17 protein-coding genes and 7 tRNA genes are annotated in these 17579 nt (G+C 67.4%); 8 read left to right on the forward strand and 16 right to left on the reverse strand.

Annotated features, from left to right (window positions below; all coding sequences use genetic code 11):
• Window positions 1-102: 102 nt before the first annotated feature.
• Genes GOHSU_RS07710 through GOHSU_RS07720 form a run of 3 tightly spaced genes read right to left on the reverse strand, consistent with a single transcriptional unit; the run spans window position 103 to window position 2339 of the window.
• Window positions 103-858 (reverse strand): YebC/PmpR family DNA-binding transcriptional regulator, encoded by a 756-nt coding sequence (locus tag GOHSU_RS07710; protein ID WP_005939332.1) that lies wholly within the window; start codon window positions 856-858, stop codon window positions 103-105.
• Between the two features lie 6 nt (window positions 859-864).
• Window positions 865-1494 (reverse strand): pyridoxal 5'-phosphate synthase glutaminase subunit PdxT, encoded by a 630-nt coding sequence (gene pdxT / locus GOHSU_RS07715; protein ID WP_005939335.1) that lies wholly within the window; start codon window positions 1492-1494, stop codon window positions 865-867.
• Window positions 1491-2339, reverse strand: a complete 849-nt coding sequence (locus GOHSU_RS07720) for an acyl-CoA thioesterase (protein ID WP_005939338.1) — start codon at window positions 2337-2339, stop codon at window positions 1491-1493. The genes pdxT and GOHSU_RS07720 overlap by 4 nt, the downstream gene beginning before the upstream one ends.
• A gap of 53 nt (window positions 2340-2392) precedes the next feature.
• Here GOHSU_RS07720 and GOHSU_RS07725 point away from each other — a divergent pair, with 53 nt between their 5' ends.
• Window positions 2393-4360 (forward strand): acyl-CoA dehydrogenase family protein, encoded by a 1968-nt coding sequence (locus tag GOHSU_RS07725; RefSeq protein ID WP_005939341.1) that lies wholly within the window; start codon window positions 2393-2395, stop codon window positions 4358-4360.
• Between the two features lie 34 nt (window positions 4361-4394).
• On the opposite strand, the gene GOHSU_RS07730 is transcribed toward GOHSU_RS07725, so the two are convergent.
• The 12 genes from GOHSU_RS07730 to GOHSU_RS07785 all read right to left on the reverse strand — a co-directional run bounded on the left by GOHSU_RS07730 (window position 4395) and on the right by GOHSU_RS07785 (window position 14770).
• Complete coding sequence (locus GOHSU_RS07730; RefSeq protein ID WP_005939343.1) at window positions 4395-5177, reverse strand: PP2C family protein-serine/threonine phosphatase; 783 nt, start codon at window positions 5175-5177, stop codon at window positions 4395-4397.
• A 43-nt stretch (window positions 5178-5220) separates the two neighbouring features.
• On the reverse strand, window positions 5221-6126 hold the full coding sequence (gene pdxS, locus GOHSU_RS07735; protein ID WP_005939345.1) for a pyridoxal 5'-phosphate synthase lyase subunit PdxS: 906 nt from the start codon (window positions 6124-6126) through the stop codon (window positions 5221-5223).
• Between the two features lie 103 nt (window positions 6127-6229).
• The gene (locus tag GOHSU_RS07740; RefSeq protein WP_005939347.1) at window positions 6230-6742 is read right to left on the reverse strand and encodes a LemA family protein; all 513 of its coding nucleotides are present in this window, start codon (window positions 6740-6742) and stop codon (window positions 6230-6232) included.
• A gap of 7 nt (window positions 6743-6749) precedes the next feature.
• On the reverse strand, window positions 6750-7874 hold the full coding sequence (locus GOHSU_RS07745) for a glycosyltransferase family 4 protein (RefSeq protein ID WP_005939349.1): 1125 nt from the start codon (window positions 7872-7874) through the stop codon (window positions 6750-6752).
• Window positions 7871-8821 carry a phosphatidylinositol mannoside acyltransferase gene (locus tag GOHSU_RS07750; RefSeq protein ID WP_005939351.1) on the reverse strand — a complete coding sequence of 317 codons (951 nt, stop codon included), beginning with the start codon at window positions 8819-8821 and terminating at the stop codon, window positions 7871-7873. Before GOHSU_RS07750 ends, GOHSU_RS07745 begins: the two co-directional genes overlap by 4 nt.
• A 1-nt stretch (window position 8822) precedes the next feature.
• The gene (gene pgsA, locus GOHSU_RS07755) at window positions 8823-9485 is read right to left on the reverse strand and encodes a phosphatidylinositol phosphate synthase (RefSeq protein WP_005939354.1); all 663 of its coding nucleotides are present in this window, start codon (window positions 9483-9485) and stop codon (window positions 8823-8825) included.
• Complete coding sequence (locus tag GOHSU_RS07760; RefSeq protein ID WP_005939357.1) at window positions 9482-10018, reverse strand: ATP adenylyltransferase; 537 nt, start codon at window positions 10016-10018, stop codon at window positions 9482-9484. The genes pgsA and GOHSU_RS07760 overlap by 4 nt, the downstream gene beginning before the upstream one ends.
• Before the next feature lie 18 nt (window positions 10019-10036).
• On the reverse strand, window positions 10037-12118 hold the full coding sequence (thrS, locus tag GOHSU_RS07765) for a threonine--tRNA ligase (protein ID WP_005939359.1): 2082 nt from the start codon (window positions 12116-12118) through the stop codon (window positions 10037-10039).
• Window positions 12119-12161: 43 nt separating this feature from the next.
• Window positions 12162-13517: a glycosyltransferase 87 family protein gene (locus GOHSU_RS07770; RefSeq protein WP_005939361.1), complete on the reverse strand. Its 1356-nt coding sequence runs from the start codon at window positions 13515-13517 to the stop codon at window positions 12162-12164.
• A 93-nt stretch (window positions 13518-13610) separates the two neighbouring features.
• Window positions 13611-14051, reverse strand: a complete 441-nt coding sequence (locus GOHSU_RS07775; protein ID WP_005939363.1) for a TIGR02611 family protein — start codon at window positions 14049-14051, stop codon at window positions 13611-13613.
• A gap of 141 nt (window positions 14052-14192) precedes the next feature.
• Complete coding sequence (locus tag GOHSU_RS07780; protein WP_155821027.1) at window positions 14193-14603, reverse strand: hypothetical protein; 411 nt, start codon at window positions 14601-14603, stop codon at window positions 14193-14195.
• A gap of 95 nt (window positions 14604-14698) precedes the next feature.
• A tRNA-Val gene (locus GOHSU_RS07785) sits at window positions 14699-14770 on the reverse strand.
• Between the two features lie 174 nt (window positions 14771-14944).
• Between GOHSU_RS07785 and GOHSU_RS07790 the strand changes: the two genes are divergently transcribed.
• The 3 genes from GOHSU_RS07790 to GOHSU_RS07800 all read left to right on the forward strand — a co-directional run bounded on the left by GOHSU_RS07790 (window position 14945) and on the right by GOHSU_RS07800 (window position 15247).
• Window positions 14945-15017 (forward strand) — tRNA-Gly (locus tag GOHSU_RS07790).
• Window positions 15018-15073: 56 nt separating this feature from the next.
• A tRNA-Cys gene (locus GOHSU_RS07795) sits at window positions 15074-15147 on the forward strand.
• A 25-nt stretch (window positions 15148-15172) separates the two neighbouring features.
• Window positions 15173-15247, forward strand: a tRNA-Val gene (locus tag GOHSU_RS07800).
• Window positions 15248-15499: 252 nt separating this feature from the next.
• On the opposite strand, the gene GOHSU_RS16735 is transcribed toward GOHSU_RS07800, so the two are convergent.
• Window positions 15500-15658: a hypothetical protein gene (locus GOHSU_RS16735; RefSeq protein ID WP_155821029.1), complete on the reverse strand. Its 159-nt coding sequence runs from the start codon at window positions 15656-15658 to the stop codon at window positions 15500-15502.
• A 182-nt stretch (window positions 15659-15840) separates the two neighbouring features.
• Here GOHSU_RS16735 and GOHSU_RS07805 point away from each other — a divergent pair.
• From GOHSU_RS07805 to GOHSU_RS07820, 4 genes are all read left to right on the forward strand, one after another.
• Window positions 15841-15913, forward strand: a tRNA-Gly gene (locus GOHSU_RS07805).
• A gap of 56 nt (window positions 15914-15969) precedes the next feature.
• Window positions 15970-16043: transfer RNA gene (locus GOHSU_RS07810), tRNA-Cys, on the forward strand.
• Window positions 16044-16068: 25 nt separating this feature from the next.
• Window positions 16069-16140, forward strand: a tRNA-Val gene (locus GOHSU_RS07815).
• Between the two features lie 137 nt (window positions 16141-16277).
• Window positions 16278-17507: an esterase/lipase family protein gene (locus tag GOHSU_RS07820; protein WP_005939368.1), complete on the forward strand. Its 1230-nt coding sequence runs from the start codon at window positions 16278-16280 to the stop codon at window positions 17505-17507.
• The last annotated feature ends 72 nt before the right edge of the window (window positions 17508-17579 follow it).

Below are 17579 nucleotides of genomic sequence, written 5' to 3' on the forward strand. Positions count from 1 at the left end.
GCGTCACCTCCCGCTTCCGTCCAGCCGAACACCTCTGCGAACAACTGTTCGAGATGGTAGCGCATGGCGCCGACGGAATCGCGCTGACACGCGGCGTTGCGGTCAGTCGTCGTCGATCTCGGCCAGCACCTCGTCGCTGATGTCGACGTTTGTGTAGACGTTCTGCACATCGTCGGAATCTTCGAGCGCGTCGACCAGTTTCATCACCTTGCGGGCGCCGTCGGCGTCGACCGGAACCTCTACCGAGGCGCGGAAGTCCGGTTCGGCGGAGTCGTAGTCGATGCCGGCCTCCTGCAATGCGGTGCGCACGGCGACCAGGTCGCCCGGGTCGCAGACCACCTCGAAGGCCTCGCCCAGATCGTTGACCTCTTCGGCGCCGGCGTCCAGGACGGCCAGCAGGACGTCGTCCTCGGACTGCTCGCCCTTCTCCAGGGTCACCACACCCTTGCGGGTGAACAGGTAGGCGACCGATCCCGGATCTGCCATATTGCCGCCGTTGCGGGTCATCGCCACCCGCACCTCGCCGGCGGCACGGTTGCGGTTGTCGGTGAGGCACTCGATCAGGATCGCCACACCGCTGGGCCCGTAGCCCTCGTAGACGATGGTCTGCCAGTCGGCGCCGCCGGCTTCTTCCCCGGCGCCGCGCTTGCGGGCGCGCTCGATGTTGTCGTTGGGCACCGACGACTTCTTCGCCTTCTGGATGGCGTCGAACAGGGTCGGGTTGCCGGCCGGATCACCGCCGCCGGTCCGGGCGGCGACCTCGATGTGCTTGACCAGCTTGGCGAAGTTCTTACCGCGCCGGGCGTCGATGATGGCCTTCTTGTGCTTGGTGGTGGCCCACTTGGAGTGTCCAGCCATGAGGCTCTACCCTTCCTTCTTCCGCCGGCCCTGTACCAGGTCGACGAAGTACCGATGAACCCGGAGATCGCCGGTGACCTCCGGATGGAACGACGTGGCCAGCACGTCGGACTGACGAACTGCGACGATACGCCCCGCCGCGGGTCCGTCGCCGACTCTCGCCAGCACCTGGACCTGCGGCCCGGCCTGCTCGACCCACGGTGCGCGGATGAAGACCGCGCGCAGCGGGGCGTCGCCGGTGGTGATCCCCGCACACTGCAGATCGGTTTCGAAGCTCTCCACCTGACGACCGAACGCATTCCGCCGAACGGTGATGTCCAGGGCGTCCAAGTGGGTGGCATCGTCTCGAGTGTCGAGGATGCGGGAAGCCAACAGGATCATACCGGCGCACGAGCCGTAGGCGGGCAGACCATCGTTCAGGGCGCGCCGCAGCGGCTCGGTCAGCTCGAAGACCTCCAGCAGCCGACTCATCGTGGTCGATTCGCCGCCGGGCAACACCAGCCCGTCGAGCCCGCGCAGTTCCCGCTCCCGGCGCACCGGTACCGCCCGGACCCCGCAGGCTTCCAGTGTCTGCAGATGCTCGCGAACATCGCCCTGCAAGGCCAGGACGCCGATCGTGGCGCCCGCTGAGGTCACCGGGGTCCCTTCATGATCGAGATCTGATCGGCGGGAACATTGGTGCGGGTCAGACCCTCCTGGGTCACCGCGGCGACCATCCGCCCGGCCCGGTCGAAGATCCGGCCTTGTGTCAACGCGCGACCGCCGCCAGCCGACGGCGAGGTCTGGTCGTACAGCAGCCAGTCGTCGGTGCGGAAGGGACGCAGGAACCACATCGCGTGATCCAGCGAAGCCGTCTGGGCCTGCACCCCCGGATGCGGAACCTTCGACGAGCCCAGCAGGGTCATATCGCTCATGTACGCCAGGGTGCACACGTGCAGCAGCTGATCGTCGGGCAGCCGATCGCGGTAGCGGAACCAGACCCGCTGCTGCGCGGCGAGACCGTCGCGGGTGACCAGCTGGTCTCGCGGCACGATACGGATGTCGAAAGTCTCCCACTCCTTGAACAGGTCGCGGTTGGGGCCCTCGGCGGCCCGATCGACCAGGGTTTCGGGGTCGACGGCCCGCGGCATCAGGTCTTGGTGGTCGATGCCCTCATCGCCGGAGATGTGGAACGACGCCGACATCGAGAAGATCGCCTCGCCGTTCTGCACGCCGGTCACCCGGCGGGTGACGAACGACCGCCCGTCGCGGATACGGTCGACCAGGTACACCGCCGGCTGATCGGGTTTACCCGGACGCAGAAAGTAGCCGTGCAGCGAGTGCACACCGAAGCCCGGGTCCACGGTCTTGGTCGCCGAGATCAGCGCTTGGCCGGCGACCTGTCCGCCGAAGGTGCGGCGCAGCGCACTGGGAAAGACACCGCCACGGTAGATGTCGTCATCGATCCGCTCGACGGCAAGGATCTCTTCGATACTGGGCACGCGATGATTATCGCACCCGACCGCCGGATCGGGCGGATCGGTACGTTGGACCCATGACCGCTTCGAATACGCCCTCTCTGCACAGCGGCTTGCGTGCCGTCCTCGACGGCCGCTGGGCCTCCACCCGCGACCAGGTGCGCGCGCACATCCAGGAGGCCGGCCTGGTCCCGCGCGCCGGTGTACCGCTGGAGCGCTACCGCGCCGAGGTCCTGGACCAGATGCGGGCCATGGTGCCGATGGGGTTTCCGGCCGCAGGCTTTCCCGATGCGGGGTTCCCCGAACGCGGCGGGCCCGGCGATCCGGGTGCGGCGGTGACCGCCATCGAAACACTCGGCTACGGCGACCTGTCCCTGATGGTCAAGGCCGGCGTGCAGTGGGGTCTGTTCGGTGGTGCGGTGGAGAATCTGGGCACCGCCGAGCACCACGAGCGGTTCCGGCAAGGTCTGATCGACCTGGACATCCTCGGCTGCTTCGCCATGACCGAGACCGGCCACGGCTCGGACGTGCAGCAGCTGGAGACCACGGCGACCTATCTGCCCGAGTCCGGTGAGTTCGAACTGCACTCCCCCACGCCGTCGGCGCGCAAAGACTACATCGGCGGCGCCGCCGAGCACGCCCGGTGGGCCGCAGTCTTTGCGCAGCTGATCACCGCGGGCCCCGAAGGGCAGCGCACCGACTACGGCGTGCACTGCTTCGTCGTGCCGATCCGCGACGACAACGGCGACGATCTGCCCGGCGTCACCACCTCGGACTGCGGATACAAGGGCGGTCTGCCCGGCGTGGACAACGGTCGCATCAGCTTCGACCGGGTCCGGATTCCGCGGACCGCGCTGCTCAATCGCTACGCCGAGGTGGCCCCGGACGGGACCTACTCCAGTCCCATCGAGTCGGACAATCGGCGTTTCTTCACCATGCTGGGCACACTGGTGCGCGGGCGGGTGACCGTCGGTGCGGCCGCCGGCGCCGCCGGTCGCCTCGCCCTGACGCTGGCGGTCCGGTATGCGCTGGTGCGCCGCCAGTTCGACGGCCCCGGCGAGGACGGCGAAGAACTGCTGTTGCTCGACTACCGGACCCACCAGCGCCGCCTGCTGCCGCTGGTGGCCCGCGCCTACGCTTTCGCACTGGCCCAGAACGAGGTGACCGCCGAACTGGCCGAGCTGCAGTCGCAGCCGCCCGGCGAGGTCGATCCGGACCGGATGCGTCGCCTGGAGACGATGGCAGCGGCGATCAAGGCCGGGCACACCGATCTGGCGTCCCGGGCCGCGATCGAGGCACGCACTGCCTGCGGCGGCGCCGGGTACATGGCCGAGAACCGGCTGCCGCAGATCCGCGACGATCTGGACGTCTTCACCACCTTCGAGGGCGACAACCTGGTCCTGACCCAACTGGTCGCCAAACATCTGCTGTCGGCGTACGCCGCCGAGGCCGGTGAGTTGGACACGGCCGGTTGGGTGCGCTTCGTGGCGGGTATGGCCCGCGACGTCACCCTGGAGAAGACCGGGGTGCGCCAGGTGATCCAGACGATGCTCGACTCCTCCGACGAGAGCACCGAGGACAGCGAGTTGAGTGATCCGGCGACCGCCGTGCGCCTGTTCACCGCGCGGGAGGACCACCTGGTCCGGACGTGTGCGGCCCGGCTGCGCCGCGCGAACGAGGAGGACGTCGATGCCTTCGAAGTCTTCACCTCCACTCAGGACCACCTGATCAAGGTCGGACAGGCGCACATCGATCTGCTGGCCCTGGAGGCGATGATCGCCGCGATCAGCGAACTCCCCGAGTCTCCGGTGCGCGAGACACTGGAGACGGTGCGCACGCTGTTCGTCTACGCCACCCTCGAACAGGATCTGGGCTGGTTCCTGATGCATCGCTTCATCTCGGTGGAGCGCGCCAAGGCGATCCGCCGCGGCGTCAACGAATTGTGCGGGCGGCTGCGGCCGGTGGCCGGCGATCTGGTGGAGGCCTTCGGGGTCCCGGAGGCCGCCTTGGACGTGCCGATGCTGACCGATCCGGCCTTCGTCTGAGGCCGTCCGTGCGGCTGGTCCGCCGCCGTCGGCCTCAGTCGGCCAGGCGGACCAGCAGCACGGTGACGTTGTCGTGGGCACCGCTGTCCAGGGCGCACTCGAGCAATGCCGTCGCCGCTACTTCCAGATCGTCGGAGGCGCAGACCGCCGCCTCGATCTCGTCGTCGGTCAGCTCGCCGTTGAGCCCGTCCGAACAGAGCAGGACGGTGTCACCGGCCACGGCGGGGAACGCGAAGTAGTCCGCACGCGGTGTCGCCATTCCGGCGCCGAGGGCACGAGTGATCACATTGCGCCGCGAATCGACCCTGGCCTGTTCGGGGGTGAGCACACCGCCGTCGATCAACTCCTGCACCTGCGAATGGTCGACACTCACCGGGGTCAACTGCCCGCCGGTGAGCACATAGGTGCGGGAGTCACCGATGTTGAAGGCGACCCAGTGGGCGCCGTCGCCTTCGGTGGACAGCACCACGCCCGTGGCCGTGGTGCCGGCGCGCCGGGCACTCTCCGGCCCGAGGGTGCTGATCCGGTCCTGAGCGGCGATCAACAGTTCCTGCAACGCCCCGGTGGCCTGCGCGACCGGAGCAGCGACGGGCGCGTCGGCCAGGGTCTGCAGGGCGGCCTCGCTGGCCAGTTCACCGCTCTCGTGCCCGCCCATACCGTCGGCGAGCAGATATCGGCCGGGCAGCGCGAGAGCGGCGTCCTCATTGGCCGGCCGGACACTGCCCACGTGGCAGGCGACAGCCCAGTCCAGCCGCAGGTCGCCGACCTCGTCGGTTCCGGTAGCCAGCACGTCACGCAGGATCGCCGGATCACTCATCGCCCGTCTCCTCTTCAAAAAGTTTCGCACCCCGGCCGCTGCGTCACCAGCCGCGCTCGGCCAGTCGGTGCGGCACCGGGATGTCGTCGACGTTGATGCCGACCATCGCCTCGCCCAGACCGCGCGACACCTGAGCCAGCGTATCGGGGTCATCGTAGAAGGTGGTGGCCTTCACGATGGCCGCCGCCCGCTGCTCGGGGTTGCCGGACTTGAAGATGCCCGAGCCGACGAAGACGCCCTCGGCACCCAGCTGCATCATCATCGCCGCGTCGGCGGGAGTGGCGATGCCTCCCGCGGTGAACAGGGTGACCGGCAGCTTGCCTTCGCGAGCGACCTCGACCACCAGATCGTACGGGGCCTGCAGTTCCTTGGCCGCCACGTACAGCTCGTCTTCGGGCAGCGAGCCCAGCCAGCGGATCTGGTCGCGCAGCTTGCGCATGTGCGTGGTGGCGTTGGAGACGTCGCCGGTCCCGGCCTCACCCTTCGAGCGGATCATCGCCGCGCCCTCGGTGATGCGGCGCAGCGCTTCGCCCAGATTGGTGGCCCCGCACACGAACGGGACATCGAAGGCCCACTTGTCGATGTGGTTGGTGTAGTCGGCCGGGGTCAGGACCTCGGATTCGTCGATGAAGTCCACGCCGAGTGCCTGCAGTACCTGCGCCTCGACGAAGTGCCCGATGCGGGCCTTGGCCATCACCGGGATCGAGACGGTCTCGATGATTCCGTCGATCATGTCCGGATCACTCATCCGCGACACCCCACCCTGAGCGCGGATGTCGGCGGGCACGCGCTCGAGCGCCATCACCGCGACGGCGCCGGCATCCTCGGCGATCTTCGCCTGCTCGGGGGTCACCACGTCCATGATCACACCGCCCTTGAGCATCTCCGCCATGCCGCGCTTGACGCGGGCGGTACCGGTGGTCGGAATGTTGGCGGGCTCGTTGGTCACTGCGTTACTCCTGAATGTGCTGATGAACTTAACGGGACCTTCGCCCCTGGGGTCAGTCGTGGGAACAGTATTCCCGATCCGGTGCGGCGGGGCGCGGTCGGGGCTAGCCCGACGGGGCCCGCTCGCTGATCTCGAAGTACTCCGGCAGCGTCGAATGTCCGCCCAACCGCAACAGCCGCACCATGCGTCGCGAACCCAGGGTGCGGGCATCACGCACGGAGTCGTTGTAGAAGCGGCGCGCAATGCTCACCCGGGCCTGCGCATCGGCCAGTTCGGCCGTCAGCCCCACCGGATAGCGCTTCGGATCAGCATGGGCCAGGGTGATGGTGAGCCGGTTCTCCGCAGCTTCCCGGTCTGGTGGTTCGGCATGTTCTGCCTGATCGGCGGCGCTGGCCAGCGCCGCGCATACCGGTTCGTCGGCGCACGAGGCGGCGATGGCCCGCGCCACGACGGCGCGCCGGTCCAGCGCTGCCAGCAGCGCGGCCCGGGACAGGTCGACCCGCACGTTGAGCCGATGCAGGCGGGTGGCCCGGGTCGCCGCCAGGATCGACAGCCAGATCACCGCACCGACGGCGCAGATGATCGCCACCGCTGTCGCCCACTGTCCTGCACTCATCGCCACCTCAATCCGACAGCAGCACCGGGCCGGCACCCAGCGTGACGGTCTCGTAGACCTGCTCGATCTGGTCGGCGACCTTCGACCAGTCGTACCGGTCGGCCCGGCGGTGCCCCCGTTCGACCAGGCCCGCCCGCAACTCGTCGTCGCCGAGCAGTTCGATCACCGCACCGGCCAGCGCCGTCGACGAACCGGTCTCCACCAGCCTGCCGGCCGAGCCGCCGTCGAGGACGCGCGAGAAGGCGACCAGGTCACTGGCTACGACGGCCGCACCGGCGGCCATCGCCTCGACCAGCACGATGCCGAAACTCTCCCCGCCCAGATTCGGTGCGACGTAGACGTCGGCACTGCGTAGTGCGCGCGCTTTGGTCTCGTCGTCGACCATCCCCAGAAAATGCAGGTGTCCGGCCAGATCTCCGGCCCGGCGCGCCAGGGCCCGCTCGTTGCCCCCGCCGACCACCAGCACCCGCAGATCCGGATACCGATCCACGATCCGCGGCAGCGCCCGCATCAGTACGTCGATGCCCTTGCGCGGCTCATCGAACCGGCCGAGGAAGACCAGCGTGCCGCCAGGGTGCGGGTAACCCTCCAGCGGCCGGGCCGAGGCGAACTGGGCGACGTTGATGCCGTTGGGGATCTCCACCGCATCGTTGCCCAGCGATTCCATCTGCCACCGGCGCGCCAGTTCCGAGACGGCGATCTTGCCGGCGATCCGTTCCCGGAACTGCCGGAGCATGCCGTCGAACAGCGACAGCCACAGCGATTTCGTCGTGGCGGTGTGGAAGGTCGTGACGATCGGCCCGGTGGCCACCATCAGCGACAGCATGGACAGGCTCGGCGAATTCGGCTCGTGCACATGCAGGACGTCGAACTCGTTGTCGAAGAGCCATTTCCGCAGCCGGTTGAAGCCCTTCGGGGAGAAGTTCACCCGGGACACCGAGCCGTTGTACGGAATCGCCAGGGCCGGTCCGGCCGAGTCGACGTAGTGCGGTAGATCGGTGTCCAGGGCCGCCGGCGCCAGCACGCGCACGTCATGGCCGCGGCGGATGAACACCTCCGCCAATTCGATGACGTGCGCCTGCACGCCACCGGGGACGTCGAACGAGTACGGGCACACCATGCCGATCTTCATGCGTGGGGCTTCTCCTGCTCGGACTGGTTGCGCACCGGGGCCTCGTCGCCGCCCAGTTCCGTCCGCCGTCGCTGCGACCAGTCGGCTTCCCACAGCGGCTGGAACATATGCCAATCCGCAGGCGCCGACGCGATGCCGGTTTCGTAGGCCGTGGCCAGGCGCTGCGTGGTCTGGGCGACGTCGTCCACCGGAATCTGCGTTAAGACGATCTTGGAGCTGTGGTCGTCGGGGTAGCTGTGATGCACGGCCACCAGCGCCGCACCGGTCTCGACGGCCAGTTTGGCCGGACCGGCCGGCATGCGGGTCCGCTCACCGAAGAAGGTGACCGGAACTCCGTGGCGCGAGAGGTCCCGATCGCCCATCAGACACACCAGCCCGCCGGCCCGCAGCCGCTCGGCCAGCGCCGGAAAGGGCGGCTGCTCCCCGCCGGTCAGCGGGTAGACGACGAAACCGAGCGACTCGCGGTAGGCGACGAATTGTTCGAACAGCGACTCCGGTTCCAGTCGTTCGGCGACGGTCGCGAACTCGCCGTGGTGGGTCACCAGCCACACCCCGGCGGTGTCCCAGTTCCCCGAATGCGGCAGCGCGAAGATCAGCCCGCGTCCGCTGCCGGCGTGTTCGGCGACCAGGGCGACATCCTCGGGCGAGATGATCACCTCGTCGACAATGCGGGCCGGATCGGTGCTCGGCAGCCGGAAGGATTCGCGCCAGTAGCGCGCATAGGAGCGCACCGCCTGCGTGACGAGCTCGTCCGGCACCTGCTCGGGCGTCGTCCCGATCACCCGGGCCAGATTCTTGCGCAGCTGGACCGGTCCCCCGTGGCGGCGGCCGGCCACGGTCCCGACCAGATCGAACGCGTTGCGGGCCAGCGTCTCCGGCGCATGCCGGACGACGCTCCAGCCCGCTCGGTACCCCAGGTCGGCGGCCCGTGCCCGCCACGAAGCCACCTCAGGCCTCCTCGGCCGGTTCGGTGGCGGCCGGAGTCATCGGGATCAGCTCGCGGGCACCCGGCGAGGTGAAGATCGACCACATCCGCTGGCCGACGGTGATCACACTGGCCACCGCGAGGAACCACATCGCGATGTGGATCGCCCAGGTCCAGTGCAGTCCGGGGAAAGTGGTCAGGCCCGCGCCGGTCAGCACGATGATCAGCCGTTCGGGTCGTTCGATCAGCCCGCCGTCGCCCTGCAGACCGGCCGCTTCGGCTCGCGCCTTGGCGTACGAGATCACCTGCGAGGTGACCAGGCAGATCAGCGTGGCGATCAGCAATAGCGCGTGCGGGGAGGTGATGGCGGCCCAGTACGCCAGGGCCCCGAAGATGGCGCCGTCGGCGATCCGGTCGCAGGTGGCGTCCAGGACCGAGCCGAACCGCGTGCCGCCCCCGCGGGCGCGGGCCATTGCGCCGTCGACCATGTCGAACATGACGAACGCCCAGCACACCAGGGCACCGGCGAACAGCCAGCCCTGCGAGAACAGCACGATCGCGGCGGCCACTGTGATGACCGTCCCGATGATCGTCATCAGATCCGGGGTCAGCCCGATACGCAGCAGAAAACGGCCCAGCGGATCGGTGACCGCGGAGACCACCTGGCGCCCCTTGAAGCTGATCACCGGGTCGTCCCCTCGTCCAGGGCCGCCCACGCCTGCGCCAGCAGAGCCCGGGTGTCGGCGAGCAGTTGCGGGATCACCTTGGTGCCACCGACCACGGTGATGAAGTTCGCATCGCCGGTCCACCGCGGCACGATGTGCTGATGCAGGTGCTCGGAGAGCGAGCCGCCGCCCGCCGAACCCAGGTTGAGCCCGACGTTGAACGCGTCCGGCCGCGAGACCGATTTGATGGCCCGGATCATGCGCTGGGTGAACTGCATCAGTTCGCTGGCCTCCTCGTCGGTCAATGCCTCGAGTTCGGCCACCTGCCGGTACGGCACCACCATGGTGTGGCCCGGGTTGTACGGGTACAGGTTGAGTACCGCGTACACCGATTCGCCGCGCGCCACGATGAGCCCGTCCTCGTCGGTCATCCGGGGGATGTCCAGGAACGGGTGACCGGTCAGCTTCTCGCCGTCCTTGGCGGTCTTCGGCTGCTCGGCGGTGATGTAGCTCATCCGGTGCGGCGTCCACAGCCGCTGCAGGGGATCGGTCATCTCATCGGCGCTTTCGTCTCAGCGGCGCTTGCGGGCGGCATCGAGGAACTCGCTCATCGACTCCGCCGTCGGCGAGTCGTTGCGGCGAGACTCCTCCCACTCGTCGATGGCCACGATCGCCTCGTCGACCGGCACCCCGTTGAGCTGGGTGCCGTCGCGGAAACGGAAACTGACCGCATTGGCCTCCACATCGCGCTCACCGGCCAGCAGCATGAACGGCACCTTGGCCGTGGTGTGGTTGCGGATCTTCTTCTGCATGCGGTCGTCGGAATGGTCCACTTCGGCGCGTACGCGGCGGCCGCGGAGCCGATTGACCACCTGCTGCAGGTGCGGCGCGAAAGCCTCCGCGACCGGGATACCCACCACCTGCACCGGTGCCAGCCAGACCGGGAACGCGCCGCCGTAGTGTTCGGTGAGCACGCCGAAGAAGCGTTCGATCGACCCGAACAGCGCGCGGTGGATCATCACCGGCCGCTGCTTGGAACCGTCGGGGGCGGTGTACTCCAGGTCGAACAGCTCAGGCAGGAAGAAGTCGAGCTGGATCGTCGACATCTGCCACGTGCGACCCAACGCGTCCTTGACCTGGACCGAGATCTTCGGACCGTAGAACGCGGCCCCACCGGGATCGGGCACCAGGTCCAGACCCGAACTCTCGGCGACGGTCCGCAGCGTTTCCGTCGCCTCGGCCCACAGCTCGTCGGTGCCGACGTACTTCTCCGGGTCCTTGGTGCTCAGTTCCAGATAGAAATCGTCCAGCCCGTAGTCCTTGAGCAGCTGCAGGACGAATTTGAGGGTGGTGGTCAACTCCTCGACCACCTGATCCTGCGCGCAGTAGATGTGCGCATCGTCCTGGGTGAAGCCGCGAGCCCGGGTCAGACCGTGAATGACCCCGGACTTCTCGTAGCGATACACCGAGCCGAACTCGAACAGCCGCAGCGGCAGTTCGCGGTAGCTGCGCCCACGGGAGTTGAAGATCAGGTTGTGCATCGGGCAGTTCATCGGCTTGACGTAGTAGTCCTGGCCGGGTTTACGCACGGTTCCGTCGTCGTTGTACTCCGCATCCAGGTGCATGGGCGGGAACATGCCGTCGGCGTACCACTCGAGATGCTTGGACATCTCGAACAGGTGCCCCTTGGTCACGTGCGGGGTGTTGACGAACTCGTAGCCGGCGGCGGCGTGCTGCTCGCGCGAGTAGTCCTCCATCTCCCGACGGATGATGCCGCCCTTGGGATGGAAGACCGGCAGACCCGAGCCGAGCTCGTCGGGGAAACTGAACAGGTCCAGCTCGGCACCCAGCCGGCGATGGTCGCGCTTCTCGGCCTCGGCCAGCATGTCCAGGTAGGTATCCATCGCCTCGGTGGACTCCCAGGCGGTGCCGTAGATGCGCTGCAGATCGGCCAGATTCTGATCGCCACGCCAATACGCCGCTGAACTGCGCGTCAGCGTGAAAGCGGGGATGTACTTGGTCGTCGGCACGTGCGGACCACGGCACAGATCGCCCCACAACCGTTCCCCGGTCCGCGGATTCACGTTGTCGTAGGCAGTCAGTTCGGCCCCACCGACCTCCATGATCTCGTCGTCGTCGACGGCGCCCTTATCGTCGATCAGCTCCAGCTTGTACGGCTCGCCGACCAGCTCTTCGCGTGCCTCGTCGGTGGATTCGTAGACACGCCGGGAGAAACGCTGACCGGATTTGATGATCTGCCTCATCTTCTTCTCGATGACCTTCAGGTCCTCGGGAGTGAAGGGCTCGTCGACATCGAAGTCGTAGTAGAAGCCGTCCTTGATCGGGGGGCCGATGCCGAGTTTGGCCTCGGGGTTGATCGACTGCACCGCCTGGGCCAGCACATGGGCCGTGGAGTGGCGGATCACGCTGCGCCCCTCTTCGGAGTCGGCCGGAACAGGTGCGACCTCGGTGTCCTGGGCCGGGGCCCACGACAGATCCCGCAGTGTTCCGTCGGATTCACGGACGACGACGACGGCCTGAGGGCCCTTGTTCGGAAGATCCAGTTCCCGCATGGCCTCGCCCGCGGTAGTGCCGGCCGGGACCCGGAACGATTCCGGTAGTTCGACACGGACAGGCGCGGCTTGGTCAGGCACGGCAGAGCTCCTCGGTTCGGGCGGGTCGGGACAGCGCGCCGTCTCACGACTGCGATCGGGCGCTTTCCCTGAATCGTATCGGGTCCACCCTGCCGGTCCACCACAGCGTGACCGCGAGCGTAATCAGGAACACGCACAGGTACGTACCCGAGCCCCATGCCGCCAGCGCAGGGCGCCAGCTCTCGGACATCGGGCCGCCGACCGCGGCAGACACCAGGCGATAACTCCCGAAACGCCAGACCGGCTCGCCGTGTTCACCGATTCCCGGCGTCATCCACGAGAAGGTGGCCGCGATCAACGCCGGCGGCACGATCCACCACAGCCAGGTCACCGGCCGGTCGCGCCGTACGTGCACACCAGCGTGGGTGAGCGCGATCGTCACCAGCGGCACCACCCAGATCCAGTGGTGCCCCCAGGAGAACGGTGCGACCGCGCACGAGGTCATCCCGGTGAGGGTGATGGCCAGCAGCGTCGCTCCGGCCCGCTGGGCACGCCAGGCAGCGTAGAGCCCCACAGCGGCGCCGGCCACGCCGATCGGCAGCCACAGCCAGTCCGGACTGTCCCACACCCCAGCCCACTCGAGGCGGGCGAAGAATCCATTGAACGACTGATTCGCCGGCGCTTCGAGCGGGCCGATCCGAGAGGTGTCCCGCAGCGCGGCGGTCCAGAAGCGCCAGGCCTGTTCACGCAGGACCACCAGTCCGAGCACGACTGTCGCACCGAACGTGGCCAGTGCGACGATGATCGCTCGCCACTGCCGGGTGACGGCCAGATAGCCGACGAAGAACACCGGCGTCAGCTTGATACCGGCCGCCAGCCCCACACCGATCCCCCGCCAGCGGCCCAGCGGCAGTGTCAGGCAGCCGACGATCAGCACCGCCAGGATCAGGTTGATCTGGCCGTTCCAGAGCGTGGTGCGCACCGGTTCGAGCGCGGTGGTGGCCACGGTCAGGGCCAGCGCCGCGGCCCAGAAGCGGCCATCTCGACGGAAGCCGAGAGCCCGCAGCGACAGGATCACCAGCAGCAACAGGCAGGCCGCGCTGACCACGCTCATCGTCGATCTGGCCCAGGTCTGATCGAGCAGACCCATCGGCGCCATGACCAGCGCCGCGAACGGCGGATACGTGAACTGCCAATGTCGGTATACGGGCGCGTCGTACAGCGGCAGTCCGTGGAGCACGGCCAGACCGCCACCGCGATACACGCGGGTGTCGATGCCGTTGCTGCCGAACAACTGGTAGCCGTGCGGCGCCGCCAGCTGCCAGGCGAGCGCTCCGACCGCCAGGCCGATCGCAACCAGCACAACGACGTTCGGCAGTTGCCTACCGACCGGCTTGGGGGTCCGCTGAGCCGCGTTCGCAGAAGATGTCCGCACCTGCTGTGCGGGGTCGTCGTGCACGTCGTGAGCGTACGCCCACGGTCAGGCCGAGCCGCGGCGGCACGCCCTGGACCGGAAAGCGCCCAGGAATCTCGAACGTGCAGGTCGGCTGGTTCAGTGTCGCCGGATCGGGCCGTGCAGCCACTGACGGTCCACGCCCACCCAGGATCCGGCGGTGCCCAGCATTCCCGACAACCAGAGAATCAGCAGGATCAGCACCGACAGCGCGAAGATCAGTCCTGACTTTTCTGTGGGCGAACGGCGCTTCCACCACGCGGCAGCCCAATCCAGCGCCCGGCGCAGCCAGGTGGTGAGCTTCTGTGCCCAGACGAACTCGGTAGAGAGCACACCCAGCCCCAGGAAGATCAGGATCCAGCCGAAGCCAGGGGTCGGCAGCGGCACCATCGCTGCACCGCCGAGGACCATGACCGTTCCGACGAAGGCAACCGCCGCTCGGTACGCGCTGTTCAGATGCGGGTAGGGCCGGATCCGTTCGCGCTGGTCGTGGGCGTGGGCGCGCAGCAACTGCCACCGCTTCTTGAGCTTCTCGCGCACTTCTCCGCCCCTCCGGCGCCGACGGCCTTCGTCGATGCCGGGACCATTGTGCCCGAATCGCCGCGATTGCCGAGGTGTTCACCGTCCTTTGCGGCGGGCCCCTCGACCGCCGTCCGGTGGCCCGGCGCACGCCCCCGGGTCTCACCACTCCGGCAACCTGCGCCGGCGCCACCAGTTCTGCGCCGCGAAGGCATCCGAGTCGACGACGGTCACCTCGAGATAGCGCTCGTCCAGTTCGCCGAGCGCGACACGGAGTCGATGCGCGCGCCGGCCCGCGCGTCGTTGCAGAGTCTCCAACCGATCGCGAGCCTCGAGCCCGGCCTCCGGGATGGGACTACAACACGGACACCGAGAAGACCACCACGCCGGTGGCTGCGGCAAGAGAGAAGCCTGTTCGACCTGCTCGACGGCCTGCTGCCAGTCCTTCAGATAGCCGAGGGCCGCGCCGTCACTGCGCGGCTTGCGCGGGCGGTGCCGGTTCACCGACCCGGTGGTGTCGCCGGTTCCTCCACGAGGGAAATATATGAGTGTTTCATCATGACGCGCCGTCACGTGGCGCTATTCCGGCTAGAAGACGGGTTCCACGAGAGCGGTACCGCGATGAACGAAAAGACTCCCCGTCCGTAGGAAAGGGAGTCCTCTTTCTGTGGTCCCGGCTGGGATCGAACCAGCGACCTTCCCGGTGTGAACGGGACGCTCTTCCACTGAGCCACGGGACCGGATGTGCCGGGCGTATGCCTTGCACGAGCACCGAGATTACACACCCATCCCGCCGAGACCAAATCACATCGATGTAAGCCTGTGACCAGTGGGTTTGTGAAACCCGCCGGGAACCGGTTAATGTTCTGTCCCGTTGGTGAGCAACGAACATCCACAAGATGGCTCACCAGCACGCGGATGTGGCGCAGCTGGTAGCGCATCACCTTGCCAAGGTGAGGGTCGCGGGTTCGAATCCCGTCATCCGCTCGGAGCGAGTCCAAGGAAGCCTCTCATCGGGCTTCCCGGACTCGCACTTCTCCCCTGGTGGCGTGGCCGAGTGGTGAGGCAACGGCCTGCAAAGCCGTGCACACGGGTTCGATTCCCGTCGCCACCTCCACCGCAGACCCAATTTCATAGATCCCGCGCGATTAGCTCAGTGGGAGAGCGCTTCCCTGACACGGAAGAGGTCACAAGTTCAATCCTTGTATCGCGCACCACCTGAAGTCAGTCGAGCCCCGGTCTCAAGACCGGGGCTCAACTGTGTTGACGCAGCCTGTGGCCCTCCGTTGACGCGGTCTCAAGCACCGTCCGGACGCGCATCTGGAAAAGCTCCGTGTCGGCAATGAGGCTCCGGCCGACGAAGATCTCACTGGCCGAAAGCCGCTGATAGATCACTGTGCTGTGCACCCCGCCGGCAATCGTCGGCTAATGGTTCGACAACTGGGCAGCCTGTTTCTGCAGCCCCCCGGTTAATGCGATGCGACCAACTCGGAGAACGAAACCGTGACCATGGCCGACATGTCCCACCCCGCTGGGCTGAACAGCCTGCAGTCCGAGACGGTTTCGACGTCAACAGTGCCGACCACCGGATCGATCGACTCATCACCGGCCAGCTGGCGATCTGGCATCGTCTCCCGTCCCGCGCGACGATCGCCGGCGCGGACGAAGGCACCATGGTGACGTGAACCCCGAGCGCGCCGGAGCACCGCCGACCGTCCGCCGGACCCCGGTTTGCAATCACGAGTGCGGTGCCGCTAGTGTTTGGTGTCGCCGGTGAGCAACGAACATCCACAAGATGGCTCACCAGCACGCGGATGTGGCGCAGCTGGTAGCGCATCACCTTGCCAAGGTGAGGGTCGCGGGTTCGAATCCCGTCATCCGCTCGGAGCGAGTCCAAGGAAGCCTCTCATCGGGCTTCCCGGACTCGCACTTCTCCCCTGGTGGCGTGGCCGAGTGGTGAGGCAACGGCCTGCAAAGCCGTGCACACGGGTTCGATTCCCGTCGCCACCTCCACCGCAGACCCAATTTCATAGATCCCGCGCGATTAGCTCAGTGGGAGAGCGCTTCCCTGACACGGAAGAGGTCACAAGTTCAATCCTTGTATCGCGCACGCAGACGAAGGCCCGGTTGCCCCCGGGCCTTCGTTGTTCCCTCCAGCCTCGCATGCGGCTCGGCGTTTCAGTCGAGACCCGGCTCACCGGCGCAAACCTTTGGCAGATTCAGTGAACGGCTGTACTCTCATATTCTATGGCCGAGGACATCGAGGCGCGCAGGCAAGAGGTGCGGGCCCTCTCTGAACTCGGGATGACCGAACTCGCGAAGGCCTCGGCGGGTGTACACCAAACACACCGCGCGGTGTCGGACGCCGTTTTCTCACTGATTCGACGAGGACTTGGCCCGGCGACGCTGCCGGTCAAGACACTGCACGACGGAATCACCGACGGCGTCTACCGGATCGTCGAGGAATCAACCGTGGCGGCGGGCCGAGTCAGCGGGAGGGTCGCCGATCTGCCTCTGCGCCGCCCGGTCTCCTCGACCACTCGCGGCGCCGTTTTGATCGCGGCGATCAACGGTGTCATCGGCGATGAACTCGACGGTCGACAATCGCCGTTGACGCAGCACAATCTATCGATCCGGGTGGCCGGCAACCACGTTCCCGTAACCAGTGCCGACCTGGCACGTGCCTTTCCCCGAGCGAACCGGCGCATTGCGGTGTTCGTCCACGGACTGACCGAGACCGAGCACGCCTGGCGGCTGCGGCAACGTACGACTGCGCCCTACGAGCACCGGCTGTGGGCCAACGGCGTGACCAGTGTCTTCCTCCGGTACAACACCGGTCGTCGGATCTCCACCAACGGGCAGGACCTGGCTGAACTACTCGATGATCTGGTGCGTTTCTGGCCGACCGAGGTCGACGACCTGGCGCTGATCGGGCATTCGATGGGCGGTCTGGTGTTGCGCAGCGCCACCCATCACGGTCGTGCCGCCGATCACCTGTGGACTCAGCGTGTACGCACGTCGGTCAGCCTGGGGACGCCGCATCTGGGCGCGCCGATGGAGAACCTGGCCCACCACGCCAGCGCACTGCTGACCATGCGTGCCGAAACCGAGCCGTTCGGGCGCTTGTTGCGCCGTCGTTCTGGTGGCATCCGCGATCTGCGTGCGGGGTCATTGGTCGATCACGACTGGCAGGGTCGCGATCCGGACGATCTGGCGGCAGCCTTCGCCGCCGAGGTCCCGTTGCTCCCTGGCGCCGAGCACTACTTCGTTTCGGCGACCATCAGCCGCGACCCGCAGGACCGGCTCAGCCGGACCCTTGGTGACGGCCTGGTACTTCACCACAGCGCCGGCGGCCGGAGTTCCACTCGGAACATCGGCTTCCCGCCCAACAACGGTCTGCACATCGGCCGGGCACACCATTTCAGTCTGCTCAACCACCGCGTCATCGGCGACCATCTGGCCGCCTGGATCGGCTGACGACCGCCCGGTCACACCGGCGGGTGCCGGTCAGGCAGAGAATCCGGTCGCACCGGCCGAGCCTGCGCCATC

The sequence above is a fragment of the Gordonia hirsuta DSM 44140 = NBRC 16056 genome (assembly GCF_000333015.1).
In the GTDB taxonomy this organism is placed as follows: domain Bacteria; phylum Actinomycetota; class Actinomycetes; order Mycobacteriales; family Mycobacteriaceae; genus Gordonia; species Gordonia hirsuta.

Bases quoted from the DNA above. Each gene is read 5' to 3' on its own strand.
- GOHSU_RS07710 (WP_005939332.1), bottom strand. From the start codon at position 858: ATGGCTGGACACTCCAAGTGGGCCACCACCAAGCACAAGAAGGCCATC.
- GOHSU_RS16735 (WP_155821029.1), bottom strand. From the start codon at position 15,658: ATGCCAGATCGCCAGCTGGCCGGTGATGAGTCGATCGATCCGGTGGTC.
- GOHSU_RS07730 (WP_005939343.1), bottom strand. From the start codon at position 5,177: ATGAGTGATCCGGCGATCCTGCGTGACGTGCTGGCTACCGGAACCGAC.
- GOHSU_RS07760 (WP_005939357.1), bottom strand. From the start codon at position 10,018: ATGACCGATCCCCTGCAGCGGCTGTGGACGCCGCACCGGATGAGCTAC.
- GOHSU_RS07745 (WP_005939349.1), bottom strand. From the start codon at position 7,874: ATGAAGATCGGCATGGTGTGCCCGTACTCGTTCGACGTCCCCGGTGGC.
- GOHSU_RS07820 (WP_005939368.1), top strand. From the start codon at position 16,278: ATGGCCGAGGACATCGAGGCGCGCAGGCAAGAGGTGCGGGCCCTCTCT.
- GOHSU_RS07740 (WP_005939347.1), bottom strand. From the start codon at position 6,742: ATGAGTGCAGGACAGTGGGCGACAGCGGTGGCGATCATCTGCGCCGTC.
- GOHSU_RS07725 (WP_005939341.1), top strand. From the start codon at position 2,393: ATGACCGCTTCGAATACGCCCTCTCTGCACAGCGGCTTGCGTGCCGTC.